This is a genomic window from Qipengyuania sp. HL-TH1 (assembly GCF_036365825.1).
In the GTDB taxonomy this organism is placed as follows: domain Bacteria; phylum Pseudomonadota; class Alphaproteobacteria; order Sphingomonadales; family Sphingomonadaceae; genus Qipengyuania; species Qipengyuania profunda.
Genome location: NZ_CP142675.1, coordinates 2,116,860 through 2,143,707, shown reverse-complemented (window position 1 = coordinate 2,143,707; position 26,848 = coordinate 2,116,860). Strand labels below are relative to the sequence as shown.

Annotated in this window: 26 protein-coding genes and 1 tRNA gene; 15 read left to right on the top strand and 12 right to left on the bottom strand. The window is 65.1% G+C overall.

What is annotated here, in order from left to right:
• Nucleotides 1-28 precede the first annotated feature (28 nt).
• A complete protein-coding gene (locus VWN43_RS11120) occupies nucleotides 29-187 on the bottom strand; it encodes a DUF1674 domain-containing protein (protein ID WP_320181687.1) in 159 nt (52 codons plus the stop codon).
• 55 nt (nucleotides 188-242) lie between these two features.
• Here VWN43_RS11120 and VWN43_RS11115 point away from each other — a divergent pair, with 55 nt between their 5' ends.
• Nucleotides 243-1,481: an RsmB/NOP family class I SAM-dependent RNA methyltransferase gene (locus VWN43_RS11115; RefSeq protein ID WP_320181688.1), complete on the top strand. Its 1,239-nt coding sequence runs from the start codon at nucleotides 243-245 to the stop codon at nucleotides 1,479-1,481.
• Here VWN43_RS11115 and VWN43_RS11110 read toward each other — a convergent pair whose 3' ends face one another.
• The 4 genes from VWN43_RS11110 to msrA all read right to left on the bottom strand — a co-directional run bounded on the left by VWN43_RS11110 (nucleotide 1,482) and on the right by msrA (nucleotide 6,233).
• Entirely contained in the window at nucleotides 1,482-2,867 is a 1,386-nt protein-coding gene (locus VWN43_RS11110) for an alpha/beta fold hydrolase (protein ID WP_320181689.1), read from the bottom strand.
• Between the two features lie 82 nt (nucleotides 2,868-2,949).
• Nucleotides 2,950-4,725, bottom strand: coding sequence for a tetratricopeptide repeat protein (locus tag VWN43_RS11105; RefSeq protein ID WP_330767323.1), 1,776 nt, complete (start codon nucleotides 4,723-4,725; stop codon nucleotides 2,950-2,952).
• A 2-nt stretch (nucleotides 4,726-4,727) separates the two neighbouring features.
• The gene (locus tag VWN43_RS11100) at nucleotides 4,728-5,585 is read right to left on the bottom strand and encodes a hypothetical protein (protein ID WP_320181691.1); all 858 of its coding nucleotides are present in this window, start codon (nucleotides 5,583-5,585) and stop codon (nucleotides 4,728-4,730) included.
• Nucleotides 5,586-5,696: 111 nt separating this feature from the next.
• Nucleotides 5,697-6,233, bottom strand: coding sequence for a peptide-methionine (S)-S-oxide reductase MsrA (gene msrA, locus VWN43_RS11095; protein ID WP_320181692.1), 537 nt, complete (start codon nucleotides 6,231-6,233; stop codon nucleotides 5,697-5,699).
• 103 nt (nucleotides 6,234-6,336) lie between these two features.
• Here msrA and VWN43_RS11090 point away from each other — a divergent pair, with 103 nt between their 5' ends.
• The 3 genes from VWN43_RS11090 to VWN43_RS11080 are packed head-to-tail and all read left to right on the top strand — an operon-like array spanning nucleotide 6,337 to nucleotide 8,485.
• A complete protein-coding gene (locus VWN43_RS11090; protein ID WP_320181693.1) occupies nucleotides 6,337-7,161 on the top strand; it encodes a class I SAM-dependent methyltransferase in 825 nt (274 codons plus the stop codon).
• A gap of 38 nt (nucleotides 7,162-7,199) precedes the next feature.
• Nucleotides 7,200-8,063 (top strand): N-carbamoylputrescine amidase, encoded by an 864-nt coding sequence (aguB, locus tag VWN43_RS11085; protein WP_320181694.1) that lies wholly within the window; start codon nucleotides 7,200-7,202, stop codon nucleotides 8,061-8,063.
• A 2-nt stretch (nucleotides 8,064-8,065) separates the two neighbouring features.
• On the top strand, nucleotides 8,066-8,485 hold the full coding sequence (locus VWN43_RS11080; RefSeq protein ID WP_253522123.1) for a hypothetical protein: 420 nt from the start codon (nucleotides 8,066-8,068) through the stop codon (nucleotides 8,483-8,485).
• Here the strand turns inward: VWN43_RS11080 and VWN43_RS11075 are convergent.
• Nucleotides 8,482-9,903, bottom strand: coding sequence for a M20/M25/M40 family metallo-hydrolase (locus tag VWN43_RS11075; protein WP_330767318.1), 1,422 nt, complete (start codon nucleotides 9,901-9,903; stop codon nucleotides 8,482-8,484). The genes VWN43_RS11080 and VWN43_RS11075 overlap by 4 nt on opposite strands.
• A 52-nt stretch (nucleotides 9,904-9,955) precedes the next feature.
• Between VWN43_RS11075 and folK the strand changes: the two genes are divergently transcribed.
• The 7 genes from folK to VWN43_RS11040 all read left to right on the top strand — a co-directional run bounded on the left by folK (nucleotide 9,956) and on the right by VWN43_RS11040 (nucleotide 14,534).
• Nucleotides 9,956-10,441 (top strand): 2-amino-4-hydroxy-6-hydroxymethyldihydropteridine diphosphokinase, encoded by a 486-nt coding sequence (gene folK / locus VWN43_RS11070; protein WP_320181695.1) that lies wholly within the window; start codon nucleotides 9,956-9,958, stop codon nucleotides 10,439-10,441.
• A gap of 73 nt (nucleotides 10,442-10,514) precedes the next feature.
• Nucleotides 10,515-10,590, top strand: a tRNA-Lys gene (locus VWN43_RS11065).
• Nucleotides 10,591-10,647: 57 nt separating this feature from the next.
• On the top strand, nucleotides 10,648-11,760 hold the full coding sequence (locus VWN43_RS11060) for an S-(hydroxymethyl)glutathione dehydrogenase/class III alcohol dehydrogenase (RefSeq protein WP_320181696.1): 1,113 nt from the start codon (nucleotides 10,648-10,650) through the stop codon (nucleotides 11,758-11,760).
• Nucleotides 11,760-12,470, top strand: a complete 711-nt coding sequence (locus VWN43_RS11055; RefSeq protein ID WP_320181697.1) for a CoA transferase subunit A — start codon at nucleotides 11,760-11,762, stop codon at nucleotides 12,468-12,470. Before VWN43_RS11060 ends, VWN43_RS11055 begins: the two co-directional genes overlap by 1 nt.
• Complete coding sequence (locus tag VWN43_RS11050; protein WP_320181698.1) at nucleotides 12,470-13,126, top strand: CoA transferase subunit B; 657 nt, start codon at nucleotides 12,470-12,472, stop codon at nucleotides 13,124-13,126. The genes VWN43_RS11055 and VWN43_RS11050 overlap by 1 nt, the downstream gene beginning before the upstream one ends.
• A complete protein-coding gene (fghA, locus tag VWN43_RS11045) occupies nucleotides 13,123-13,974 on the top strand; it encodes an S-formylglutathione hydrolase (protein ID WP_320181699.1) in 852 nt (283 codons plus the stop codon). Before VWN43_RS11050 ends, fghA begins: the two co-directional genes overlap by 4 nt.
• A gap of 44 nt (nucleotides 13,975-14,018) precedes the next feature.
• Nucleotides 14,019-14,534 carry a DUF421 domain-containing protein gene (locus tag VWN43_RS11040; RefSeq protein WP_320181700.1) on the top strand — a complete coding sequence of 172 codons (516 nt, stop codon included), beginning with the start codon at nucleotides 14,019-14,021 and terminating at the stop codon, nucleotides 14,532-14,534.
• Here VWN43_RS11040 and VWN43_RS11035 read toward each other — a convergent pair.
• Nucleotides 14,531-15,214, bottom strand: a complete 684-nt coding sequence (locus VWN43_RS11035; protein WP_263605263.1) for a queuosine precursor transporter — start codon at nucleotides 15,212-15,214, stop codon at nucleotides 14,531-14,533. The genes VWN43_RS11040 and VWN43_RS11035 overlap by 4 nt on opposite strands.
• A gap of 127 nt (nucleotides 15,215-15,341) precedes the next feature.
• Between VWN43_RS11035 and VWN43_RS11030 the strand changes: the two genes are divergently transcribed.
• The 4 genes from VWN43_RS11030 (at nucleotide 15,342) to VWN43_RS11015 (ending at nucleotide 21,292) form a co-directional block, all read left to right on the top strand.
• A complete protein-coding gene (locus VWN43_RS11030) occupies nucleotides 15,342-16,688 on the top strand; it encodes a NupC/NupG family nucleoside CNT transporter (protein WP_253522137.1) in 1,347 nt (448 codons plus the stop codon).
• A gap of 14 nt (nucleotides 16,689-16,702) precedes the next feature.
• Nucleotides 16,703-17,644 (top strand): isopenicillin N synthase family dioxygenase, encoded by a 942-nt coding sequence (locus VWN43_RS11025; RefSeq protein WP_320181701.1) that lies wholly within the window; start codon nucleotides 16,703-16,705, stop codon nucleotides 17,642-17,644.
• A gap of 253 nt (nucleotides 17,645-17,897) precedes the next feature.
• Nucleotides 17,898-20,453: a TonB-dependent receptor gene (locus VWN43_RS11020; RefSeq protein WP_320181702.1), complete on the top strand. Its 2,556-nt coding sequence runs from the start codon at nucleotides 17,898-17,900 to the stop codon at nucleotides 20,451-20,453.
• Nucleotides 20,454-20,569: 116 nt separating this feature from the next.
• Nucleotides 20,570-21,292, top strand: coding sequence for a TonB family protein (locus tag VWN43_RS11015; RefSeq protein WP_320181703.1), 723 nt, complete (start codon nucleotides 20,570-20,572; stop codon nucleotides 21,290-21,292).
• A 22-nt stretch (nucleotides 21,293-21,314) separates the two neighbouring features.
• Here the strand turns inward: VWN43_RS11015 and VWN43_RS11010 are convergent, their stop codons facing one another.
• The 5 genes from VWN43_RS11010 to VWN43_RS10990 all read right to left on the bottom strand — a co-directional run bounded on the left by VWN43_RS11010 (nucleotide 21,315) and on the right by VWN43_RS10990 (nucleotide 26,846).
• Nucleotides 21,315-23,861 (bottom strand): HWE histidine kinase domain-containing protein, encoded by a 2,547-nt coding sequence (locus tag VWN43_RS11010; protein WP_320181704.1) that lies wholly within the window; start codon nucleotides 23,859-23,861, stop codon nucleotides 21,315-21,317.
• Entirely contained in the window at nucleotides 23,861-24,415 is a 555-nt protein-coding gene (locus VWN43_RS11005; protein ID WP_320181705.1) for a biliverdin-producing heme oxygenase, read from the bottom strand. The genes VWN43_RS11010 and VWN43_RS11005 overlap by 1 nt, the downstream gene beginning before the upstream one ends.
• A gap of 145 nt (nucleotides 24,416-24,560) precedes the next feature.
• Nucleotides 24,561-24,863, bottom strand: coding sequence for a polyhydroxyalkanoic acid system family protein (locus tag VWN43_RS11000; protein WP_253522142.1), 303 nt, complete (start codon nucleotides 24,861-24,863; stop codon nucleotides 24,561-24,563).
• On the bottom strand, nucleotides 24,863-25,621 hold the full coding sequence (locus tag VWN43_RS10995) for a hypothetical protein (RefSeq protein WP_320181706.1): 759 nt from the start codon (nucleotides 25,619-25,621) through the stop codon (nucleotides 24,863-24,865). Before VWN43_RS10995 ends, VWN43_RS11000 begins: the two co-directional genes overlap by 1 nt.
• Nucleotides 25,622-25,631: 10 nt before the next feature.
• Entirely contained in the window at nucleotides 25,632-26,846 is a 1,215-nt protein-coding gene (locus VWN43_RS10990) for a toxic anion resistance protein (protein WP_253522145.1), read from the bottom strand.
• Between the last annotated feature and the right edge of the window lie 2 nt (nucleotides 26,847-26,848).

Genomic DNA, 26,848 nt, shown 5'->3' with positions numbered 1-26,848 from the left:
TTCGGGCTCCTCGCCATGACCGGCAATCTCAGAAATCGATGGCGATGCCGTCTTTCACCCAGTCGCCATAGCGCGTCGGGCTGAGGTCCTCGTCATCGCTGCCCTTCCGGGGCGCGGGCGGGGTATCATTGGTCCAGTGAGCGGGCTTCTTGAAGCCTTCGGGGCGGGTGGTGGCGCGTTTCGGCATGCTGCCAAGATGATGCCGCTGGCGGCTTTGTGCAAGTGCGGGTAGGGGCGCGGCCATGGCCCAACCCCAAGGTATCCACGCACGCCGTGCCGCGCTGCGCCTGCTCGACGCCGTAATCCGCCGCGGCGAGACGCTCGACATCGCCTTCGCCGGCGCCACCAAGGACCTGCGCAAGTTCGAGGATAAGGCGCTCGCGCGTGCCATCGCCAGCGAAGTGCTCCGCTGGCTGGTCGATCTCGATGCGCTGATCGACAGCGCGACCAAGAAGCCGCTGCCGCACGATGCCAAGGCGCGCATGGTGCTGCGGATGATGCTTGCGCAATGGCTGCGGCTGGGCACGCCGCCGCATGCGGTGGTGGCGACAGGGCTCGATTTGCTCGCGGGCGGTCCGCGGCGGCTGGCGCACGGCGTATTCTCCACACTGACCAAGCGCGAGGCGGCGCTGCCTGCCGCGCCGACGCTGCCCGCCGAAGTCGCGGCGCGCTGGGGCGAGCGGGCCGAGGCGATTGCCGCCGGTCTCGCCGAACCGCCGCCGCTCGACCTCACGCTGCGCGATCCTTCCGAAACGGAGCACTGGCAGGTCCAGCTTGCCGCCGACAGCCTGATGCCGGGCCACCTGCGGCTCCCGCGCGGCGCGAGTGTCGAAACGCTGCCCGGCTTTGCCGAGGGCGCGTGGTGGGTGCAGGACCTTGCTGCGGCGCTGCCCGCGCGGCTGCTGGGACAGGGGGAGGGGCGCCATGTGCTCGACCTGTGCGCTGCGCCCGGGGGCAAGACGCTGCAGCTGGCGGCGCAGGGCTGGCAGGTCACCGCGCTCGATATTTCCAAGCGCCGGCTCGACCTGCTCAAGGCGAACCTCAAGCGCACGGGGCTGAAGGCCAATACCGTGCGCGCCGATGCGCTGAAATGGGAGCCCAAGCACCAGTACGATGCCATCCTGCTCGACGCGCCCTGCACCGCCACCGGCACCGCGCGCCGCCATCCCGATGTCCTGCACCGGATCGGCGCACGGCAGATCGAGGAAATGGCCGAGCTCCATACCGCGCTGCTGCAGCAGGCGCAGGGCTGGCTCAAGCCCGGCGGGACGCTGGTCTATGCGACCTGTTCGCTCGAACGCGAGGAGGGCGAGGACCAGACGGGCGCCGTCACCATGCCCACGCTCGCCGTCTCGCCGGACGAATTGCCGGCAGGGCTGGCGGCCACTGCCGAGGGCTGGATCCGTACCGATCCCGGCATGCTCGTGGACGCGGGCGGTCTCGACGGGTTCTTCATCGCCCGCTGGCGACGCGGGGCCTGATCATTCGCCGATGAACGCACCGACTTCGGTGACGAAGAAATCCGGATCGGTCATCAGCAGATAATGCGGCGCGGTGGCGCTGGCGGACAAGGTAATCTCGCCGCGCGCGCCGAGCCGGTCGACATAGGCAGCCGCGCCGTCATAGGCGGTCTTGGGGTCGAGCTGGCCCTGCAGCACCAGCGTGGGCGGAAGGCTCGCGGGCATCCGTCCCAGCGCCTCGCCGGGATCGTAAGTCGGGAACCCGCCCGGCAGCAGATGGCGGGGCAGCGGACTGGCGAAGAGCAGTCCGGCCTCCTCTTCGGCGATCATCTCGGCGGTCAGATCGGGACGGCGATTGTTCTCCGACCGGCTGATCAGGCTGACCAGCGGGATCGAGGACCCGAATTGCGGAAACGCCGCGAACCGCGCCTGTATGGCGCCCAGCTGCGCTTTGGCATGGTCCAGCCAGGCAGTCTCGCCGCGGTGCAGGTCGGCAATCACATAGGGCAGGATCGCGCGCGTCTCGGGAAAGTCGATCAGCGCCGCGAGCAGATATTTCGGGTTCGCGCCAAGCGGCTCCGACAGTTCGGGATCGGCGAGCAGGTCGGCCACGGCCTGTTCCAGCGGGCGGTCGAAATACCGGCTGCACTCGGCGCGTGCATCGCATTGCCGCAGCACCCGCCGCCCGATCGTGTCGGTGACCTGCGAGCGGCGGCTGAGGTCGTGGCGCATATCGTCATCCGCGGGAACGAGCGAATCGAGGATCACTCCGTCGAGCGATGCGGGCGGGGCGACCGCCAGCGTGCGCAGGACCAGCTGCGTGCCGTAGGAAACGCCATAGAGATAGCGCCGGTCTGCGCTGCCCAACTCGTCCATCAACAGCGTGATGTCATGCGCGGCATTGGTGATGGTGAAGGATTGCGTGCGCTGCGGATCGGCATGCATCGAACCGATACAGCTCCCCCATTCGGCCCCTTCCAAAGCCATCCCGCCATCGCTTTGCGCACTTTCCTCGGCCGGGCACAGCCGCGCCGAATAGCCGGTGCCGCGGTGATCGGGCACGATGAGGTCGAAGCCCGGGGCTGCCGCGCGCAGCGTATCGATGAAGGGATAGAAGGAAGCGCCCGATTCCCCCGGCCCGCCGGCGATCAGCCAGAGTTCGCCTTGCGTGGGTCCGCGTGCGGGAAACTTGCGCACGAACAGGTCGATCGCGCCCTGCGCGGGTGCCGCATGGTCGAGCGGGGTCGATACGAGCGCGCATTGCGTGCCGGCGAGCGCGGGGTTCGCACCCGCGTCCGCGCACGTCGCAAATTCCGCCTCCGCCCCATCGCCGCCCATCTGCGCCTGTCCGGCATGGGGAAGGATGAAGGCGGTCAGTGCGACCAGGAAACGCGGGACTGTGGGCAAGGTAAGCTCCTGCAGGAAAGAGATAAATGGCACCCAGAGGTCATGGCCGCAAAAGCAAAGCCCAGTTCGATGACCGACCCAGTCACCCCGACCGGCGGCTAGATCCCGGCGATGCGATAGTCGATCGAGGTGCAGTCGCGCCCCGACTGGCCCAGTTGCATCCTCGCACAGCTAGCGATGCTGCCAAAGAAGGTCGGGTCCGCACCAAAGCCGAGGAGGTGAACTTAGCAGCGGTGTTCCTCGCGCGCGGGCGCGAAGGCCTCGAAGGACGCTCAGCGGTTCGCGAGGATCGATGCAGTCGGCGTGAACTCCTCCGGGATGACGCGCGCATATTGCTCGAAGGCTGCCTGCAACTCGGCGCTTTCGTCGAGCAACTCGACCGGATGCGGCAATTTAGACGGCGTATAGAACAGGTCGAAGGTGCTCGGCTGCAAGCCCCCAGAACCTGACTGCGGTTCGGTTCGTCGGCGATCCCTTCAAGCAGCAGATCGACGGCTTCGGCGCGTTCTCCGACACAGAGCAGCGCCTGCGCGGCGAGTGTGTAGGATTCCGCCTTGTTTTCGCGCAGAAATGCCAATTCGGGAGCGATCTCATCCGCACGATCAAGAGCCGCCAGCGCGCAAGTGTGATCGCGGGCTATGATCATCCGTGCGTATTGCGATCCCCAGCTGTCGGCGACACGGCGCGCAAGCGAGGCGGCTTCGAGCCCGTCTTCCCAGCGCTCATGACCGACGAGGCGCGATGCCCGGTTGATCACGAAATTGACGACCCATGGATGTTCCTCCGGGTCCAGCGCGGCCAGCTGGTCGAAAATCCGGTCGGCCTCGTCGCGGCGTCCCAGTGCGTCGTTGGCGTAGGCTTCGATATTGAGGGTCCAGCCATCGCCCTCCTCGATCGAAGCCATAGACCCATCCCGCTCGCGCCACTGGCGTGCAAGCGCAATCGCCTCTTCGAATCGTCCCGCATAATGAAGGGCGTGGGCTGCGTCCGAGAATCGATCGCGATCGCTGGGGTGGTTTTCAAGACGCGCGCTGGCCCAGAACACATACTCATCCGTTATGGCCTCGAGATTGGGGCCGGCCCGTTCTGCCGCGAAAGGCCAGATCGCTTCATATTCCCGCATGGACAGCAAGGTCAGGTAATCAGCGGGAGAGCGGATGGTCGCGAGCAATTGTGGAGCCATCTCCGTGCGGCCATGCCGGATCGCCGCGCTGAGCGCAGCCATGGCTACCCCGGCGTGCAAATCCGCCGGTAGGTATGCGAGACGCCGGGCATCGATCCACTCCAGCATGATGTCATCGAAGCGGTCTTCGGCACCCTGGTCACGAACCATGCGGAAGCCTTGCCAGAATCTTTGTGGTTCGAACTCCCCAAGCTGGCCATTGTCGAGCGCCCGCATGCGAGAAAGATACTCGGCCGCATTGTTCGAGCGAACAGCGAAATACAGGCCGAGATCGGTAAAGTCGAAGTCCGGCCAGCCCGCCTCGAGCTGGCGGACCTTGGCCATACCCGCTGCATAATCGTCGCGTTCATCATCGCACAGGGCGCCCGCGAAGAGTTGAGCCCGCGCGACATGTGTGTCGCCGAGGCCTCGTTCCAAAATCTCGCCGAACAGGGGAACGCCGATATCGCAGGGCTGTTCGAGCCAGCGATTGGCCTGCGCCTCTGCGATCAGCTCCCGGTCGCTCAGAACCGCAGCGTCGAAGGCCGCCTGCTGCTCGTGGACTTGCTGTGCGGAAAGCGGTGCCGCGATCAGAAGTGTTGCAGCAGCGAATAGTCTATACATTTTGCCGACCCCCAGTTTGACCTCAAGACTTTGTCTTCTGGGGGCGGTCTTTGCAACCTGCTGTTTCGCCAAGACTAGATCTGTCTTTTCCCGGTCTCCGGATCTTCCGGAGAGATCCGATACGATATCTGTGTACAGACGCGGCCGGACTGGCGAATGGCCATGTCCACCGCGGTTTCGTCATCGCCCTCGGTCCGCTCGACCGTGAAGGGCACACCCAGTTCGACATAGCGGTCGAAGCGCATCTCGGCGGCGGTCACGCGGAACGGCTGGCCCGCGCACAGCAGGCTGACGAATTGCCGGGCGACTTCGGCCAGATGCGCCGAGTTCACATGGTCGCCCGAGCCGTCGAGCCAGGGATGGGCGGGCGGCATGGCATTGGCGTGGTCGAGCAGGCCGGTGGCGGCGCTGCCGGCACTGCCGTCGAGCGGGCCGAGGAAAGGGAGTTCTCCCGGCGCAATCCCCAGCGCCTCGTGCCCGGCATAGGCGAAGCGGTCCGATCGCAGCTGCTCCCCGCGGTCCTTGGCACTGCTGCGCCACTGGGCGAAATCGCGTGTGCGGAACACCACGCCGCGCCCATCGAGGCGGCAGATCGGCGCGTCCTGCGCATCGTAGAGCTGGATCGAGAAGCTTTCCTTGCCTTCGATTCTTGTCCGTTCGTAGCGACCGCGGGCCATGCGCCCGGCGCCGGGCTCGCCGCAGCTCCAGCGGGTCCAGGTCAGCGCCGACCATTTGTCCGGGTCCCACCCGCCCAGCGCCATGGCGCATTCGACGCTGAGCCAGTAACTCGCCGCCTGGATCGCACCCGGGTGGTGCGGACCGATCACCGTCCACGGCCACAGCGCATCGTCCTGCGAACAGGCGAACGCGACACTGCCGTCATCATGGACGACATGGTCGCTGGTGAGGGCCTTGGTCGGTGCTCCCGGCATGACGCCGACAATTGCAGCTTGCGCGCTTTCCCACAATGACCCGCGCGGGTCGGATGCCGCGCGGCCCAATCCCGATCACGAAATCGCCCCAGGGACCCGCGGGACTTTTCCTCAGGCGTCTTGCTTGAGGTATTTCTGGAAGCTCCTGCGCAGCTTCATCAGCTTGGGCGGGATCACCGCCTGGCAATAGGGATTGCGCTGGCCTTCGCCTTCCCAATATTCCTGATGGTAATCCTCGCCCGGATACCATTCGCCGCTTTCGATCGTGGTGACCGCTTGCTGGCCCGGGTGTTCGTCGTTCCAGCGCGCGATCGCCGCGCGCGCTTCGTCTTCCTGCCCGTCGAGCGGGAAGATCGCGCTGCGGTATTGCGTGCCGACATCGTTGCCCTGCCGGTTAAGCTGGGTCGGGTCATGCGTGCCCAGGAACACATCGTAGAGCTGCGCCAACGTGATCTGCGCATCGTCGAAGGTCACGCGCACGCCCTCGGCATGGCCGGTATTGCCGGTGCAGACTTCCTTGTAGGTCGGATTGGGCTGGTGCCCGCCGATATAGCCGCTTTCCACTGCGCTGACGCCGATCACGTCTTTCATCACCGCTTCGGTGCACCAGAAACATCCGCCGGCAACGATCGCCTGTTGTTGAGCCATACTCGTCAATCTCCTTGTGCCCAGCAGATAGGAAGCCGTCTTCGCCTTGTCATCCACCCGCGGCAGGTCCAGAACACTGCCGGATGAATTGAGGAGGATTTCCATGCGTCTTATGCTGACTGCCGCCGTTGCCGCTCTCGTCGCGTCACCGCTCGCTGCCGACAACCACGCCGCCGATCTCGAAACCGTGCTGGCAGCCGATGTGCGCGATGACGACCGCGCGCGCGACCAGTACCGCAACCCCGCCGAAACGCTCGAATTCTTCCAGGTCGCGCCCGATATGACCGTGGCCGAATACGGCCCGGGCGGCGGCTGGTACACGCGCGTGCTCGCGCCCTATCTGCACTCTTCGGGCAAATATATCGCCTTCGATCAGGATAGCGATGGCGGCACCTACAACAGCCGGGCGCAGGAAGCGCGCGCGAAGGGCTGGACCGAACGGTTCAAGGCCGAAGTCGCCGAAATGACCGGTGTTGAGGCGGATGCGGTGACTGCGTTCGAGATCGACGAGATGCCCGAAGACCTCGCCGGCACGGTCGACCGCGTGCTGATCTTCCGCTCGATGCACGGGCTGAACATGGGCAATGCGGCGGACGATGTGCTCAAGGCTGCGCGCATGATGCTCAAGGACGACGGCATGGTCGGCGTGGTCCAGCACCGCGCGCCCGAAGGCGCAAGCTACGACGATTACGGCGCGCGCCAGCGCGGCTACATGCGCAAGCAGGATGTCGTCGCGATCTTCGCCGCCAACGGCTTCGAACTGGCCGGTGAGAGCGAGATCAACGCCAATCCGAACGACCCTGCGAACTGGGAAGGCGGCGTGTGGACGCTGCCGCCGGTGCTGCGTTACGGCGACCAGGACCGCGCGAAATACGAAGCCATCGGCGAAAGCGACCGCATGACGCTGCTGTTCCGCAAGGCGCAGTAACCATTGTCTGGACGGCGGCGGCTGCCTATCTCGCGCGCATGAGAAAGCTGTCCGTCGCCGTCCTGCAATTGCCGCTCGCCCGCCCCGAGCCGGCCGACAACATCGCTGCCGTGTCCGCGCTTGTCGAAGAGGCCGCGGGCAAGGGCGCGCAGGTGATCCTGCCGCCCGAACTGTTCGCGGGCGAGTATTTCTGCCGGACGGAAGAGGAAGAGCTGTTCGACCTCGCGCATCCCACGTTCGAAAGCCCGAGCGTGCAGGCAATGCAGGAACTGGCGGCCAAGCTCGGCGTGGCGATCCCGACCAGCTTCTTCGAACGCGACGGGCAGCACTATTACAACACGCTGGCGATGATCGGACCCGATGGTGCCATCATGGGGACCTATCGCAAGAGCCACATCCCCGACGGCCCGGGCTACGAAGAGAAGTACTATTTCCGCCCGGGCAATGACGGGTTCAAGGTGTGGGACGTGTTCGGCACGCGCGTCGGCGTGGGGATCTGCTGGGACCAGTGGTATCCAGAATGCGCGCGGGTGATGGCGCTCAAGGGAGCCGAAGTGCTGTTCTATCCCACCGCCATCGGCTCCGAACCCTATGACGCCGATCTCGACACCAGCCGCATGTGGCGCCGTGCGATGATCGGCCATGCGGTGTCCAACTGCATGCCCGTCTGCGCCGCCAACCGGATCGGGCACGAAGGCCCCGCCGATCGCCAGCAGAGCTTCTATGGCCACAGCTTCATCAGCGACGAATGGGGCGATCTGGTCGCGGAATTCGGCGGGTCGAGCGAAGGGGTGCTGACCGCCACGCTCGATCTCGACCGCGCGCGCAAACACCGGGCGGGGATGGGCTTCTTCCGCGACCGCCGCCCGCAGCTCTACGGGCGCATCAGCGAGGATATCTGAGCTTGGCTGCGGGCATCGACCAGGCACGGCTCGATGCGCTCTTCACCGCCGCGCTCGAAGCCGCGATCGCCCGGATCGAAAAGGACGGGACGTTCTTCCCGCTGGTGTTCGAATTGCGCGCCAATGGCGCGATCCAGAATGTCGCGGTGCTCGAGACGGGTGCCATCGAAGGCGCGCAGGGCGTGCTCGACCGGCTCGCCGATGTGATCCGTCCGCGCGCGGCCGACGGGACGATCCGCGCCGCCGCCATCGTTCGTCACCGGACCGACGCCGCGACGATCGAAGTCCGCCTGCGCGCGGCCAATTATGCAGCCGATGTGCTGGTCCCGTTCGAGATCGCGAGCAGCGGACTGCTCGGGCACCAGCGCCAGCTCACGCTCGGCAGCTTCACCGCGCGGCCTGCCGCCAACGAGCTGTTCTAGCTGCCCGCCAGTTCCTTCAGCACGATACTCCAGTGGTCGAGCCCGGCATAGAAGGCATCGGCCCGCATCCGCTCGTTGAGGCCATGCGCATAGATGTCCTGCGGTCGGCTCGCGCCTGCGCCGATGGCCACCGTATCGTACCCCAGCGCGCGGTAATGCATGCCGTCGGTGCCGCCTGAAGACATCGTCGGGATCATCGGGATCGCCTGCCCGAACCGCGCGGTGAGCGATTTGGCCAGCGCATTGCGGACCTCGCCGGGAAAGGTGCTCATCGGGCTTTCGGTCGCCTCGGCGCGCTGCGTCACGGTGATCGCTTCATTGCCGATCGCCTGCTCCAGCGCGGCCTTGACCGATTCCACGCCTTCGCCCGGGAAGACCCGGCAATTGACGGCGGCGCTGGCCGATTGCGGCAGCGCGTTTTCGGCATGGCCGGCGTCGAGCATGGTCGCCACGCAGGTCGTGCGCAGCGTGCCGACATAGCCCGGATCGGCGCTGATCAGCGCGATTGCGCTGTCATCGGCGGGATCGGCGGCGAAGGTCCGCATGGCCGCGCCCAGCTCGCCCGGAATGCTCTGGCCCAGCGCGCCGAAATAGCTGCGCGTCAGCTCGCTCTCGCGCACGGGGAACTGGTGCTGCGCAATTCGCGTCAGCGCGCCCGCGAGGTCATAAATCGCATTGTCACTGCGCGGGCGCGAGGAATGCCCGCCGGGATTGGTCGCGGTGACATCGAAAGTGACATAGGTCTTCTCGGCCAGCTGCACCTGCTGCGCGAGCGGCGAGAAATCGTCCGCCAGCCCGATCCCGCCGGCGTCGGAGTTGAGGATATAGGCGGGGTCGACATTGTCGGCGACCCACCGAGCCTGCGCGCGGGTGGAGACCATGCCCGTTTCCTCGTCGCCCGAGAAAACCAGATAGAGGTCGCGGCTGGGCGTCCAACCCTCTTCCTTCAGCCGGATAAAGGTGCCGGTGAGATTGGCGACCCCGTATTTGTTGTCCTGCGTCCCGCGGCCGAAGAAATAGCCTTCGTCCTCGACCAGCGCGAAGGGATCGCGCTCCCAGTCTTCGGGCAGGGCGTCGACCACATCCATATGCGCGAGCATGACGATCGGCTTCGCGCCGGCAGACCCGTCGCCGCGGTAGCGCACGACCAACCCCTGCGTCGGATCGCCTTCGCTGTCGTAATCGGTGACCAGCAGATTCTCTTCGGCAAAGCCGGCTGCCGTCAGTCGGTCGGTAAGATAGGCGACCATCTCGTCCATCTGCCCGTGACCTGCCGCCGTGCGGAAGGCGATGATATCGCGGTAGATGTCGTAAACGCGCTGCTCATGCGCAGTCAGGTCGCGCGGCGCATGATCGTCCGCCGCTGCCTGCCCTGCCATGGCCAGCGCACCTGCCGCCACGATTGCCTTGATCTTCATGTACCTGCCGCTCCCGATTGGCTCTTGTCGGCGGGGACGCTAGGGCGGGGGCATGGGCGAGGCAAGCGAGCATCATTATCTGGTCGCGCTCGGCTCGAACTGCCGGGTGTCCGGCGTGGGCGCGCCGCGCGCGGTACTGGCGGCGGCGGTGGCGGCGCTGGCCGAAAGCGGCTGGGAGGTCGAGGCGGTCGCGCGCGTGGTCGACAGCGCGCCGGTCGGCCCGTCGCTGCGGCGCTATGCCAATGGCGCGGCGATCATCACGGGCGATCTCTCGCCGCCCGACGCGCTGGAGAATTTGCAGGATATCGAGCGCGCCTTCGGTCGCAACCGGCGCGGACAGCGCTGGCGCTCGCGCACGCTCGATCTCGATATCGTGCTGTGGAGCGGCGGGGCCTGGCATACCGGCGAGCTGGCGATCCCGCATCCCCTGTTCCGGCAGCGCCCCTTCGTCCTGCACCCTGCCGCCGAGATCGCGCCGCACTGGCACGATCCGGTGACGCATCTGACGGTGCGCCAGCTGGCCGCGCGGCTTTCCTGAGCGCAGGCGCGGTATCGGCCGCATCACCGGCTTGACCACCCGCGACAGCGCCCCTAGGTGGCACGCCGTGGTCGGGCCGTTAGCTCAGTCGGTAGAGCAACTGACTTTTAATCAGTAGGTCGCTGGTTCGAACCCAGCACGGCTCACCACATTGTATTTCGCCCCGAGGCCGGTGCGCCGGCACCTCTAGTCCGGAGCCATTATCCATGAAAACCCGCGCTGCAGTCGCCTTCGCCCCCAAGCAACCGCTCGAAATCGTCGAGCTCGACCTGGAAGGGCCCAAGGCAGGCGAGGTGCTGGTCGAGATCATGGCCACCGGCATCTGCCACACCGATGCCTACACGCTCGACGGGCTCGATTCCGAAGGCCTTTTCCCCAGCGTGCTCGGCCATGAAGGCGCGGGCATCGTGCGCGAAGTCGGCGCGGGCGTCACCAGCGTATCGCCCGGCGATCATGTGATCCCGCTCTACACGCCCGAATGCCGCCAGTGTAAATCGTGCCTCAGCGGCAAAACCAATCTGTGCACCGCGATCCGCGCGACGCAGGGCAAGGGGCTGATGCCCGACGGGACGACGCGCTTCTCCTACAAGGGCGAGCCGATCTACCATTACATGGGCTGCTCGACCTTTTCGAACTTCACCGTGCTGCCCGAAATCGCGGTCGCCAAGATCCGCGAAGACGCGCCGTTCCAGTCCAGCTGCTATATCGGCTGCGGGGTCACCACCGGCGTCGGCGCGGTGACCAACACCGCCAAGGTGCAGGTGGGCGACAATGTCGTCGTGTTCGGGCTCGGCGGGATCGGCCTCAACGTGATCCAGGGCGCGCGGCTGTCGGGTGCGGGCATGATCATCGGCATCGACATCAATTCCGACCGCGAGGAATGGGGCCGCAAGTTCGGCATGACCCACTTCCTCAACACCAAGGGCATGAGCCGCGACGAGGTCGTCGCCAAGGTGGTCGAAATGACCGATGGCGGCGCCGATTACACCTTCGACTGCACCGGCAATACCGAGGTCATGCGGACCGCGCTCGAGGCCTGCCATCGCGGCTGGGGCACCAGCATCGTGATCGGCGTGGCCGAAGCGGGCAAGGAAATCGCCACCCGCCCGTTCCAGCTGGTGACCGGGCGCAACTGGCGCGGCACCGCCTTCGGCGGCGCGCGCGGGCGCACCGATGTGCCCAAGATCGTCGACTGGTACATGGACGGCAAGATCGAGATCGACCCGATGATCACCCATGTCCTGTCGCTCGAGGAAATCAACAAGGGCTTCGACCTGATGCATGCCGGCGAAAGCATTCGCAGCGTGGTGGTCTTCTGATGGGCGGAAAGATTTATTCCGATGCCGCGGCAGCGCTCGACGGCGTGCTGCGCGACGACATGCTCATCGCCAGCGGCGGCTTCGGCCTGTGCGGCATTCCCGAACGCCTGCTGACCGCGATCCGCGACAGCGGCGTGAAGGGGTTGACCTTCGCCAGCAACAATGCGGGCATCGACAATGAAGGCATCGGCATGCTGCTGCGCACCCAGCAGGTGAGGAAGATGATCTCCTCCTATGTCGGCGAGAACAAGGAATTCGAACGCCAGTTTCTTTCGGGCGAGCTCGAGGTCGAGTTCTGCCCGCAGGGCACGCTGGCCGAGCGCATGCGCGCCGGCGGTGCGGGTATTCCCGGCTTCTACACAAAGACCGGCGTCGGCACGCAGGTCGCCGAAGGCAAGGAAGCCAAGACCTTCGACGGCGAGGACTATATCCTCGAACGCGGCATCTTCGCCGACCTCGCCATCGTCAAGGCATGGAAGGCGGATGAAACCGGCAACCTCGTGTTCCGCAAGACCGCACGCAATTTCAACCAGCCCGCGGCAACCTGCGGCAAGGTCTGCGTGGTCGAGGTCGAAGAGATCGTGCCCACCGGCAGCCTCGACCCCGACTGCATCCACCTGCCGGGCGTCTACGTCCAGCGGATGATCGTGGGCGCGCCCTACGACAAGAAGATCGAATTCGAAACCACCCGCGAAAGGGAGAGCGCCTGATGCCCCAGGAAGCAGCAGGCTGGGACCGCAACCAGATGGCGGCCCGCGCCGCGCAGGAATTGCGCGACGGCTATTACGTCAATCTTGGCATCGGCATCCCGACGCTGGTCGCCAACCACATTCCGCAAGGCATGCATGTCACGCTGCAGAGCGAGAACGGCATGCTTGGCATCGGACCGTTCCCTTACCCCGACGAGGTCGATGCGGACCTGATCAATGCGGGCAAGCAGACCATCAGCGAACTGCCGCACAGCGCCTATTTCGACAGCGCGGCCAGCTTCGCCATGATCCGCGGCGGGCATATCGACCTGACCGTGCTGGGCGCGATGGAAGTGGCCCAGAACGGCGACATCGCCAATTGGATGATCCCGGGCAAGATGATCAAAGGCATGGGCGGCGCGATGGATCTCGTCGCGGGCGTCAAGCAGATCATCGTGGTGATGGATCACACCGCCAAGGACGGCAGCCCCAAGTTCATTCCCGAATGCACGCTGCCGCTGACCGGGCAGAACGTGGTCGACATGATCGTCACCAATCTGGCGGTATTCCAGCGGCCCAACCATGACAGCCCCTTCCGGCTGGTCGAACTGGCGCCGGGCGTGACGGCGGACGAAATCGCCGCGAAGACGACCGCGAAATACGAGGTCGCGCTATGACCACCGCGGGCACGCTCGAGACGGTATCGGAAAATTGCAGCCATGGCGGCGTGCAGGGCGTCTACCGTCATGCCTCGGCCAGCACCGGCACGCAGATGACCTTCTCGGTCTTCGTCCCGCCGCATGCAGACGGCGCAAAACTACCCGTGCTGTGGTTCCTGTCGGGGCTGACCTGCACCCAAGCCAATGTCACCGAGAAGGGCGAATTCCGCGCTGCCTGCGCCGAGCACGGGGTCATCTTCGTCGCGCCCGACACCTCGCCCCGCGGTGAGGACGTACCCGATGACGAGGCCTATGATTTCGGGCAGGGCGCGGGCTTCTATGTCGATGCGACGCAGGCGCCCTGGGCGCAGCATTTCCAGATGCGTAGCTATATCGAACGGGAACTGCCCGCGCTGCTGGCCGAGCATTTCCCCGCCGACATGCAGCGGCAGGCGATCAGCGGCCATTCGATGGGCGGCCACGGCGCGCTGACCATCGGCCTGCGCAATCCCGACCGCTTCCGTTCGATCAGCGCCTTCTCGCCGATCGTCAGCCCGCTGAACTGTCCGTGGGGCGACAAGGCGCTGGGCGGCTATCTGGGCGACAACCGCAGCGACTGGCGCGAATACGATGCCTGCGCGCTGATCGAAGACGGTGCGCGCCATGCGAACCTGCTGGTCGATCAGGGCACGGCGGACAATTTCCTCGAGGAACAGCTCAGGACCGAACTGCTGGTCGATGCCTGCAAATCCGCAGGCATGCCGGCGGAAATCCGCATGCAGCCCGGCTACGACCATTCCTATTACTTCATCTCGACCTTCATGGCCGAGCATGTCGGCTGGCACGCGCGGCATTTGCAGGGCTGAACGCTGGGCGGGATAGATTCGCGCCCGCCATGCGTTGGGGCAGCATGATACTCGACACTCCCTGGCCGGATACCATCGCGCGCGGCGTATTGCTGGCAATTGCCGCCATCATCTGGGTGGTGGTGCTGATCCGCCTCAACGGGCTGCGCTCGCTGTCCAAGATGACCAATTTCGACTTCGTGATGACGATCGCGCTCGGCAGTCTCATCGCGGGTGCGGCGCAGGCGAGCGACTGGAAAGCCTTCGCCCAGGCCATGGTCGCAATGGCGGGCCTGTTCCTCATCCAGGCGACCTCGGCGCGGCTGCGCAAGACGTCCGACCATGTCGAGGACCTGATGCAGAACGATCCGGTCTTCCTGATGCGCAACGGGAAGTTCTGCGAAGATGCCCTGACGTACACGCGCGTCGCCAAGAGCGATCTGGTCGCCAAGCTGCGCGAAGCCAATGTGCTCGATCTAGGCCAGGTCCGGGCAGTGGTGCTCGAAACCACCGGCGACGTGTCGGTGCTGCACGGCGACCATCTCGAGGAGACGATCGTCGAGAACGTAAAGCGCGTCTAGCGGCGGTCGAGCCAGCGGGCGAAGGCGACCCCGCCGGTAATCAGGAACGGCACCAGCACCAGGCTGAGCACGACTTTGGCGATGATCTGCCCGATCAGCAGGTTGGTGATCGCGAACTGGCCATAGAACGCCAGCGTGATGAAGATCACCGAATCGATCGCCTGGCTCAGCGCCGAGGCAATCGCCCCGCGCGCCATCAGTGACAGCGTCGATGCGCCTTCGGACGATCCGCGCAGGCGCGAGAAGATCCACACATTGAGCAGCAGCGAAACGATATAGGCGGCCGGGCCTGCCAGCCACACGCGCCACAGCGTCGCATGCACGCGCTCGAACGCGGCGAGGTCGTCCCCGCGGAACTGCGACATTTCGGTCGAGGCAGGGAGCGAGAGCACCAGTTGCATGAGCAGGGAGGCCACGAGCAGCGGGATGAACCCCCACCATACGATCCGGTTGGCCAGCTTCTCGCCGTAAAGCTGCGCCATCGTGCTCGAGATGACGACCAGCAGGAGGAAGGCGAAAATGCCCGATTCCACCGCCAGATCGGTCGGCCACAGCTGCACCTGCTTGAAGGCGAGCACGCCCGCCAGCACCGTCATCCCGCCATAAAGCAGCGTGTAGACGAACTGCCCCAATGGCATGGCGGCAGCGGCGAGACGGGTCTCGTTGGCGGGTTCGGTCATCACACGGCCTCGACAAGTTTGGTGGACGGCGAGGCCGTCTGCGGGTCCCGAAAATTGACTATTGCGGCAGCGCGCGCAAGACAGCGACCGATTTCATCCGCAATTAGTCCTCCCCGAAGGGAACCCGATGTCGCCCATCCTGATCAATCTCGTCGGTATCGTGGCGATCCTGCTGCTCGCCTTCCTGCTGTCGACGGGCAAGCGCCGTATCAGCCTGCGCGTAGTCGGGGCCGCCTTTGCGCTGCAGGCGCTGATGGCGCTGCTGGTGCTGCGGACACCGTTTGGCGTGCAACTGATCCAGTCGCTGTCCAACGGGGTGATCGCGCTGCTCGATTACTCCAAGGTCGGGATCGAGGCAGTGTTCGGGCCGATGGGGGCCAATCCCTTCACCAACACCTTCGTCATCGCCGCCTTGCCGGTGATCGTGTTCTTCGCGGCGATCGTGTCGATCCTCTACCACTGGGGCATCATGCAGCGGCTGGTGCGCTGGGTCGGCGGGGCGATCGGCTGGATCACCGGCATCAGCAAGGTCGAGGCGCTGGGTAGCGCGGCCAACATCTTCGTCGGCCAGTCGGAAAGCCCGCTGGTGGTGCGCCCCTATCTCGCCGCGCTGACCCCCAGCCGGCTGTTCACGCTGATGAGCGTGGGCATGGCCGGCGTGGCGGGGACCATCCTCGCCGCCTATGCCAGCTTCATTGGCGCCGAAGCGGTGCCCTTCCTGCTCGCCGCGGCCTTCATGTCCGCACCCGGCGGCATCCTGATGGCCAAGATCATCATGCCCGACGACCAGAGCGACCTGGCCCGCGATGCCGCGCAAATGTCCGGCGTCGATCCCGAAGGCGAGATCGTGCTGCCCAAGAGCCGGATCAGCGCCGAAGGACCCGCCGCGCTGACCGAAGGCGGCAAGGCGCATGAAGTCGAAGTCGCCGAGACCTTCGAGGAAGGCCACAAGCCCGCCAATATCATCGAGGCCGCCGCGCAGGGGACGCAGACCGGCGTGAAGCTCGCCGTGGCGGTTGGCGCGATGGTGATGGTCTTCGTCGCGCTGGTTGCGCTCGCCAATGGCATCCTCGGCGGTATCGGCGGCTGGTTCGGCTATCCCGATGTCAGTTTCCAGCAATTGCTCGGACTGGTGTTCGCACCGGTGATGTATCTGATCGGCATTCCGTGGGAGCAGGCCGGTGCCGCGGGCGGATTGTTCGGCACCAAGATCGTCCTCAACGAATTCGTCGCCTTTATCGAACTGGGCGCAATGGACGCCAGCGTGCTGACCGATCGCAGCCGCGCGATCGTCACCTTCGCACTGTGCGGCTTTGCCAATTTCAGCTCGATCGCGATCCAGATGGCCGTGACCGGCGGGCTGGCACCCAACCAGCGCCCGGTCATCGCCAAGCTCGGCCTGCGCGCGCTCGCGGCGGGCAGTCTCGCCAATCTGATGAGCGCGGCGCTGGCGGGACTCTTCCTGCCGTATTAAAGGGCGCAGCCATTATGACCGATTCGAACACCGATATCGCGGTTGTGTCGCTGGCACAGCCGCTCGACTCCATCGCCGCCGAACTGGGCCGCAGCTTCGAGGAATACGGGTTCGCCGTCGTCCGCGACCACGGCATCCCGCAGGAGTTGATCGACCGCGCCGAAGCGCTGGCGAAGCAGTTCTTCGCGCTCCCCGACGCGGTCAAGCGCGCCTATCACATTCCCGGCGGCGGCGGCGCGCGCGGCTATACCCCCTTCGGGACCGAGAAGGCCAAGGACGCCAAGGTCCACGATCTCAAGGAATTCTGGCACGTCGGGCGCGAGCTGGCCGCAGGCCATCCGCTGGCCGAGTTCATGGCCGACAATGTCTGGCCGTCCGAGGTCAAGGGTTTCCGCGAGACCTTCTCCGAACTCTACGCGGCATTCGAGGAAGCCGGGGGCCGCGTGCTCGAGGGCATCGCGCTGCATCTCGGGCTCGACCGCGGCTTCTTCGCGCCCACGGTCGAGGACGGCAATTCGGTGATGCGCCTGCTGCGCTACCCGCCGCTCGAGGGCGCGGAAGCCGAGGGCGCGATTCGCGCTGCTGCGCATGGCGACATCAACACGATCACGCTGTTGCTCGGCGCGGAGGAGGCGGGGCTCGAACTGCTGACCGCGCAGGGTGAATGGAAAGCGGTTGCGCCGCCCGAGGGGGCGCTGGTGGTCAATGTCGGCGACATGCTCGACCGGTTGACCAACGGCAAGCTGCGCTCGACCACGCACCGGGTGGTCAATCCGCGCGGGGAAGCGGCCTATCGCGCGCGCTACTCAATGCCGTTCTTCCTCCACTTCCGCCCCGATTACGTGATCGAGACGCTGCCCTCGTGCATCGACCCGGCGCATCCCGAAAAGCGGCCCGAACCGATTTCGAGTCACGAATTCCTGCTCCAGCGCCTGCGCGAGATCAATCTCGCCTGAGGCCCCGCCGCATCCGGCGAGCGTTGTATTTATGCATCGGTTCCGGAAAGAATCGGATTCGTTGCCTTTTTGCAACTAGTCTAAGTCGCGGAAATCCAAGCAAATTTTATTGCGCTGCAGCGAAACGTCTCGCAGGTGCAATACATGTCTTGATCATGTCATAAAAAGATCGCTTTGGCGCAACGTCCTCCCCGCAAAGGGAGCTGGCTTTGACGTACCAGCCTACTTTTAACGAGACGAAGGGATCCTCTCGATGAAGTTCAAATATCTCCTGGCCGCATCGGTGGTCAGCACCGCCAGTGCAATGGTCGCCGCCCCGGCCGCCGCACAGTCGACCGGTTCGGTCGATTTCGACGACTCGGTCATCATCGTTTCGGGTGCTCGCACCACCGGCGTCGGCGGTGTCGACATGCCCAACACGCCGAAGGCGAAACAGGTTCTGGGCGAGGAAATCATCCGCCGCCAGCGCCCCGGCCAGACGGTCAACGACATCGTCAACCTGGTTCCGGGTGTCAGCTTCCAGAACAACGATCCCTGGGGTTCGTCGGGCGGTAGCTTCACCATCCGCGGTTTCGACGACAGCCGCATCTCGCAGACGCTCGACGGCCTGCCGTTGAACGACTCGGGCAACTATGCGCTCTACACCAACCAGCAGGTCGATCCCGAAGTTCTCGAATCGATCAGCGTCAACCTCGGCATGACCGACGTCGACAGCCCGACCGCTTCGGCCGTCGGTGGCACGATCAACATCCGTACGCGCGAGCCGGCCGACGATTTCGGCGTCACCATGACGCTGACTGCCGGCGACATCTTCGCCGAGGGCAACAATGCGAACTACGACCGCAGCCGTCTCTATGGCCGCGGCTTTGTGATGATCGATACCGGCGACATCACCGGCATGGGCACCAAGGCTTTCGCCTCGGCCAGCTTCACGCGCTACAACAACCCGTTCAACAATTACGGCGTGGTCGAGAAGCAGCAGTATAACGGCCGCATCTGGCAGGACATCGGCGACAATGGCGATTTCGTTGCCATTGCCGGTCACTACAACCAGAACCGCAACAATTTCTTCGGTTCGGTTCCGCTCCGCGTCGACCCGGACTTCGAACCTGGTTCGGGCTTCACCAACCGTTTCCCGGCGACCAAGGAAGAGCGGTTCTACGAAATCAACTATCCCTGCACCGTCGAGGGCCCGACCCCGGGCACTGCCGGCAGCGACAACAATTGCGGTGCCGAATTCGATCGTCGCTTCAATCCGTCGAACACCGGCAACATCCGCGGTTCGTCGCGCTTCACGCTGTCTGACGGCCTGATCCTGACGGTCGATCCGAGCTACCAGTACGTCAAGGCCAATGGCGGCGGCGACGAAGAACTGCTCGAAGGCACGCGTGATGTCGGCGGCGTCGACATGACCGGCTTCATCGGTGGCCGTTACTACTTCGGTCGCGACCTCAACGGCGACGGCGACACGCTCGACGAAGTCACGGGTCACGATCCGAGCCAGACCCGCACGCGCCGGTTCGGCGTGATTGCCAACCTGGCTTACGAGATCAACGACGATCACCGCGTCCGCCTGAGCTACACCTATGACGATGCCAACCACCGTCAGACGGGCCAGACCTCGGTCGCTCTCGCCAATGGCGAAATCGCGGATGTCTTCCCGATCAACAACCCGCTGGCCACTGCGGACGGCTTCGTGCTCAACAAGCGCGATCGCCAGTCCTATGCGACGTTGCACAAGGTTGCGGGTGAATATCGTGGTCGCTTCTTCGACGACTTCACCGCAGTCCTCGGTCTCAGCGTGCCCTTCTACAAGCGCGACCTGAACCAGTTCTGCTACACCACCTCGGCCAGCGGTTTCCTCGACTGCGTCGGTGGTGTGAGCGCTGCATACGAAGCCGCCAACCCCTATGTGACCGACCCCAACACCGGTGAAGTCATCAGCGGTTCGGCTCCGCCGCAGTCGCGTGAATACAATTACGACAAGCTGCTGCCGAACGTCGGCTTCACCTATGAATTCGGTGATGCATCGTTCTTCGGCAACTACGGCAAGGGTCTTTCGGTCCCGGGTACGGACGAGCTCTACGACTCGATCTACTTCCCCGATGTCGAAAGCGCGCGTCCGGTGGCCGAAACCACCGACAGCTTCGACCTTGGCCTGCGTTTCCAGAATGGCGACCTTCAGGCGCAGCTGGTCGGCTGGTACACGCGGTACAACAATCGCCGTGCAACCGCCTACGATCCGATCCTCGACGAAACGATCACCCGTAACCTGGGTGTCGTCGACAAGTACGGCATCGATGCCTCGGTGGCTTACAGCCCCACCCCGAACACGCTGCTCTATGTCTTCGGTTCGCTCAACGAATCGGAAATCCGCGACAACGTGCAGCTGGACGCGGGCGAATTCGCCCAGACTGCCGGCAAGCGTGAAAGCGGCGCACCGACCTTCACGGTTGGCGCACGTGGCCAGTACAACTTCGGCCCGGCAGAACTCGGCGTGCAGGTCAAGCACACCGGCAAGCGCTACGTGAACGACGAAAACCTCCCGCGCGATCCGCAGGGATTCGTCGGCGAAAGCGTCGGCTTCCCGGCGACCGTCGACAGCTACACGCTGGTGGATATCGACCTGCGTGTTCGCCTTGGCGAATACTTCAACGGTCGCGATGCCGCGGTGCAGTTCAACATCACCAACCTGTTCGACGAGCTCTATGTCGGCGGCTTCGGTGGCGGCCTCACCTCGGGCGATCTGCCCTTCGTGCAGATGGGTCCGCCGCGGGCAGCCAGCGTTTCGCTGATCCTCGGCTACTAAGATAACCGGCATGGGGCTCGGCCCCATGTGCAGACTACGGGGCGGTCCTCCTTCGGGAGGGCCGCCCTTTTTCCATGCCGCTGGACCCGGTCGGGCGACTTTGCCATGATCGCCCGATGGCCGAACCCGCGACCCGCTATGCGCAGACCAAGAAGCGCCTCAATCCCTGGGTGATCGCGCTGATCGCGTTGATCCACCTCGGCCTGTTCTACCTGCTGGTGCGCGCATTGGCGCCGACGGCGGTCTCCGGGGTAGAGCGCTCGGTGGTCTCGGCGTTCACCGTCACGGTATCCACGCCCGAGGAAGAGCCCGAACCGACCGAACCCGAGCCCGAAGGCGCGCAAGGCGATCCGGGGCGCGAGGCGGTGCCCGATGCGGTCACCGCGCCCGAGCCCGAGCGGCGTATGCGCGAAGATCCGCCGGCGCCGCGTGCCTCCTCGACCGGGACGGCAAATACCGCCGGCGCGACCGATCAGGGGCAGGGCACCGGCCGGTCCGGAACGGGCGAGGGGACCGGCAGCGGCGAAGGCGGCGGCGGCCAGGGCGGGGGAGCGGCGACCAAGCCCGTGCTGACGCGCGCGATTACCGATGCAAGCGCCTTTCCCGTTCCTCCCGGCGGACGGCAGGCGCGGATCGGCCAGTCGGTCATCGTAAGGCTGACCGTTTCGGCGCAGGGGCGCGCGACGCGCTGCAGCATCTACCGGCCCAGCCCGTTCCCCGAAACCGATGCGGCGGTCTGCCGCCTCGCGCTCGACCAGTTGCGTTTCGAACCGGCGCGCGACGCGAGCGGCAACCCGGTTGCCGCGACCTTCCACTACCAGCAGCGCTTCTTCAACTAGCCGCGCCGCACGGGCCGCGGGGTCAGTCGTCCTTGTCGTAGCTGCCGATCACTTCGACCAGCTCGTCCTTGCCGTAAGGCTTGGTCAGCAGGCCCGATGCGCCCAGTTCTTCGAGCCGGTCCTGCATTTCGCCATAGCCCGTCGCCAGCCAGAACGGCACGCCCATTTCCCTGAGCCTGGCGGCGATCGGTTCGCTGTTTTCCTTGCCCAGATTGTAGTCGAGAATGGCCAGTTCGGGCTGGCTCTTCGTCAATGCGTCGAGCGCCGCTGCGACCGAGCTTTCGATCCGCACGGTCCCGATCCCGAGTTCCTTGAGGCAATCCTCCGCATCGAGCGCGATGATCATGCTGTCTTCGACCAGCAGCACACTGTCGGGCAGGTTCTCCAACCGGGCGTCCTTCTTCGGCTTGGCGGCTGCGCTCTTTTCGCCATCGCGCGAACGCCATTCGACATAGCGCGCGGGGATGCAGAACCGGGCCTCGACACCTTCCAGGCGGTAATTGATCTCGGCGGTGCCATCGAGTTCGTAGGGGATAGAGCGTTCGGTGATCGTGCTGCCGAACCCACGGCGGCTGGGCGGCTTGACCGGAGGCCCGCCGCTTTCGCGCCATTGCGCGCAGAAATTGTCTTCGGCATCGCGGCTCACTTCCACCTCGAGCTTGCCCGATTGATCGCTCAGTGAGCCATATTTCGCCGAATTGGTTATCATTTCGTGGATCACGAGCGCCATCACCGTATAGGCTTCGGGCGCGATCATCGCTTCGGGGCCACGCAGGTCGAGCCGGTCCCGGCTCGCTGAAAGATAGGCGTTGGCCTCGGTCTCGATCAGCTCCGAGAAGGGCGCGTGCGACCAATTGCCCTTGGTGATGTTGTCATGCGCCGACGCGAGCGAGGCGACCCGGCCCGCGACGATTTCGACGAAACTCTCGATATCGCGCGCATCGCCCTTGGACTGGTTGATCAGCCCGCGGATCAGGTTGAGGATATTGCGCACGCGGTGGTTGAGCTCCGCGATCAGCAATTCCTGCTGCTGCTGCGCGCGGGCGCGTTCGGTCACCGCCTCGTCGGTCAGCCGCAGGATGATCTCGAGCAGTGTGACGCGCAGGCTCTCGGCAATTTCGATCTCGGCGCGCGACCATTTCTCGGCGCGGCCCTCGACCGTTTCGCGCCAGGCCTCGAAGCTCTTGCGCGGGGTCAGCCGGTCGCCATTGGGACCGGCCTCGACTGCCTTTTCGGGATTGCCCGCCCAGGTCACGGTCTGGGTGAGCGGCTTGCGCCACAGGATCAGGTAATCGCGCGGGGTGCGCGAGACCGGGATGACCAGCGCGCCCGTCGCCCGGTCGGCAAACCGGGCAGCGCGCGGCAGGCGTTCGGCAATCGCCTCGGTGGCGAGCAGCTTGCTCGTCGCAGTGCCGTTGAGATTGGCGACGATCGCGCGAAATTCCTCCTCATTGGGAGCAGAACCGCGCGCGTCGTATATATCCTCGACGAAAATGCTCACCCCGTCATGCGGGATGACCTGCTGGATGACCGGTTCGATCATCGGCAGGCTGGCGGACAGCGGGGTACCAGCGACGACATCGCGCATCAGCCGGGTGTGGACCTCGCGCCCCATTTCGCGGCGATCGGCGCTCTGGCGGGCCAGCGTACGGTCGAGCGTCAGCGAGAAGAATTCGGAGAACAGCTCGGCTGCGGTGCGCTGCGAATAGGGGAGCAGCTTGGGGCCGTAATGATGGCAGGCGAACAGCCCCCACAATTTCCCGCCGATGATGATCGAGATCGACAGCGAGGCGCCGACGCCCATGTTCTTGAGATATTCGATATGGATCGGCGAAACCGCGCGCAGCGTGCTCATGCTGAGGTCGAGCGGCTCGCCATCGAGTGACACGCCGGGTTCGACCGAGACCGGCTCGGCTTCGACATCGGCGATGATGCGGAAGCGGTTGCGGACATAGAGCGCGCGCGCCTGGTCGGGGATGTCCGAACGCGGATAGCGCAGGCCGTGGAACTTCTCGAGATCGTCGCGCGCGGCTTCGGCGATGACTTCGCCCGACAGATCCTCGCGGAAACGATAGACCATGACGCGGTCGATCTGCAGCGCCAGCCGCAACTGGCGGGCCGCCTCGTCGACCAGCGGCTGCACTTCGGTATGCTTTTCCAGCCGGGTCATGATCGGCCGCAGAATGCTCAGCTGGCGGTTGAGATCGCCCGCCGCATGCGGTTCGATCTCGATCACCGTGTTCCCGCCCGAACTGTGCAGCGCGCAATCGAACAGCGCGTCGCTGTCGAACAGCGCGAGACCGAACAGTCGTTCGACCTGGTCGGGCATGGTCAGCGCGGTGGCCGAACTGCGCAGTTGCTGCAATGCGGCGGGGGAGAGCAGCAGCGAGAGACGATCCCCGATCTCGACCGTGCGGTCGGGGCCGAACAGGGCTTCGAGATTAGTCGAGCGATGCGCGACGAACCAGTCGGAATTGACCGCGATAAGCGCGCCGAAACCCTGGATCCGGCCAAGCTGGTGGATCGGTTCGCGATCGCAATTGGAAAGATTGACGTCCTGCGGATTCATTATGCGGCCTCACGCGCGAGGCTGTCGGCCACGATCGCGTTAAAGTGGGAAAAGGTGGCTTGCGCAGCCTGCAAGGCGGCTTCGTCCACGGCGATGGAATGCGGTCGTTCGAGCGCGGGCAGCAGGCTTCGCCAATAGGTCGTCATGCCCATGTCGGACAGGAAATCGACCGGCCAGTCCACCTTGTTTTTCCTGAGCCGCGCGAGGATTGCGCGATTGCCCAGCGATGATCCCGCCAGCACCCAGCATACGCCCAGCGCGTCGCTGCCCGCGGGAGGGGTGAAAGCGGGGGCATCTTCGGGGACCGCGCGTCCCAGCGCGGACATGTCCTGCGCCAGCAAATTGCTCTGACATGGCGGCTGGGTTCCGCTGCCGGCCAGCCAGCCTTCGACGCCCACGCGCGCGCGGTACTGGATATCGAGAAACGCCACATAATCGCGCGCATCGCCCGTCACCAGCGCGCCCAGACGCGTATCGAGCCGGTCATGGCTCGCCGCGGTTCCGGTCTTGAGATAAGTCCTGGTGGAGCGACACGCCCCGTTTGCTACCGGCATTCGCTCGGCCTCGCTTCCCTACCGTCTTGCCCCATGTGGATCAGCCATGCATCCGCATCCGGATTCCTGATCCGCCCCAGTGCAGAGCGCTCCGCAAAGGAGATCGTTCCGCGGTCGGGAAAATTTCTCGGCGGCGCGGGCGAAATTACTTCGGCGCGATCAGTTTCTGGCCCTGCTTGCGGATCGCGCTGGCGACCATCGGTTCGACAAAGGACAGCGCGGGCGGCAGATTGACCTCGAACACCACCTGATCGTCCTCGATGATCACGCAGCCGTCGACGCCCTGACCCATGGCCCTGACCGCCAAGTCCATCCGGTCCTCGCTCGGCCAGCTGGTGGTGACGTCGGCCATGCCGCCGGGGATATACTGGGCGATCTCGTGGCTGTGTGACTGGAGGCGGCGGCGCACTTCTTCCTTGCCGAGGCTGTGGGAAATGGGAACGCGCATCAGTTCTTGTGCTCCAGTTGCGGGCTGGTCTGCGCCCCTTCGCCGAATTTGTAGTCGAGATAGCGGTGCTTGATCGCCAGATCGTCGAGCGAGCCCTCGGCCAGCTGGCGAGTGATCGAATCGATCTCGCCGCTGATCTTGCCGAGGCTGTCGGTGAGCTGCTGGTCGGGGGTCGCGCCGGCGCGTTCTTCCTTGCGCAGATGCGCCGGGATCCGCTGGTAGCTGTCGATCATCTGCGGCAATTGCTCGCCCACCAGGCTGCGCACTTCGCGCGCCTTGGGATGGTCCTGGTCGAGCCCTTCGAGCTGCAGGCCCAGCGCGTCGAGCTGGACGCCCATGTCATCGACGATCTGTGCCGCGGGCGGGGGCAGGGCAGGCCGCTGCGCTTCGAGCCACAGCTCGGTGCGGCCGACCATCTGCTGGACATTGCCCTTGTTGATGTCGGCGCGCTTGGGCGTCTTGATCTTCGGATAACTGGAGAAGATCGCGGTAGCGATGGCCGTGGCGACAACGACAGCCATGACGCCCCAGAAACCGATGCCGCTGAAGATCGCCCCGGCAACCCCGGCTCCCAGCCAGATGACGGCCACCGCGATCACGAGGTTGCGCACCTTTTTCATCAGGTGGTCGCGCTTGGCCTTGGCCGAACCCTGCCCGATCGAGGGCGCGCGCCGGTGGCGGCCGCCTTCGCGGTTGTCGCGCACCAGCGCCTTGCTCTCGGACAATATGCGGTCGCTGTCGCGGGTGAGGTCGTTCACGATGCCGCCCTCAGCCCTCGATGCTCAGCAGGCTGCTTTCGGCGACCTGCTTCTGCGCCTGCGACTGGCCTTCGGCGCGCGCGATATAGCCTTTCGACTTCTCGACCTCGTCGGTCAGCAGCGTGACCGTCTGCTTCATGCTGTCGAGCGCGCGCAGCTTGAAGCTGTCGACCTCGTCCATCGTGTCGTAGATGTTCTGGAAGGCGCGTTGCAGCGTTTCGAGCGGGATTGTGCTCGCCGCGGCCTGTTCGTGGATCTTGCCGGTCTGGTCGCGCAGCAGCGTGCTGGTGCTGTCGATGATGCCCGCAGTGGTTTCGTTGAGCGCGGTGATCTGGCCCAGCACGAGGCGCTGGTTGGTCATCGCCTCGGCCACGGTCACTGCCGTGCGCAGCGCGCCGACGGTGGTGGTGCTCGCGCGGTCGACGCCTTTCACGAGCTCGACATTGTTCTTCTTCACCAGGTCGAGCGCGAGATAGCCCTGCACGCTCACCGCCATCTGGGTGAGCAAATCCTGCGTGCGCTGGCGGACATAGAACAGCGCGGTTTCGCGCACCGCCTTGGCCTTGGCCGGATCGGTCGCGTCGAGTTCGGCGGCCTTTTCCTCCAGCTTCGCGTCGAGCGAGTTGGAGATGTGGATCATCTGTTCCAGATTGCCCATCGCCTCCCACAGCTTCTGCCGTTCGACGTCGATCGCGGCATTGTCCATGATCAGCTCGTCCTTGCCGCTGGCGAGGTTGTTGAGGATCGACTGGATATGCGTCTGCGCGCTCTGGTAGCTGCGGAAGTAATTGGTCAGCTTGTTGCCGAAGGGGATGATGCCGAGGATCTTGCGCGGACCCGACAGCTTGCCGCGCTTGCCCGGATCCAGGTCTTCCACCACGCGGCGCAGTTCGGAAAGATTGGCGCCGACGCCTTCGTCCTTGTCCATCGCACGCACCGGCCGGTCGAGGAAACGGTTGGACATGCCCGCCGCGGCCATGATTTCCTTGCGGCCCATATTGGTCAGCTGGTCGACCTTCTTGCCGAATTCGGGCGAATTCGCATCCTCGGCAATCAGGTCGGCGACGAAGCCGTCGACCTTGGTCTGCAGCTTGCTCTTCACCTCTTCCGAAACCGGGACGAGGCCCGCAGCCTTCTCCGGTTTGACCTCGGGCACGGGATCGGGCGGCGTGAGGTCGAAGGCGGTTTCGGTGGCAGTTGCGGTCGGCGTTTTCGTATCGCTCATGG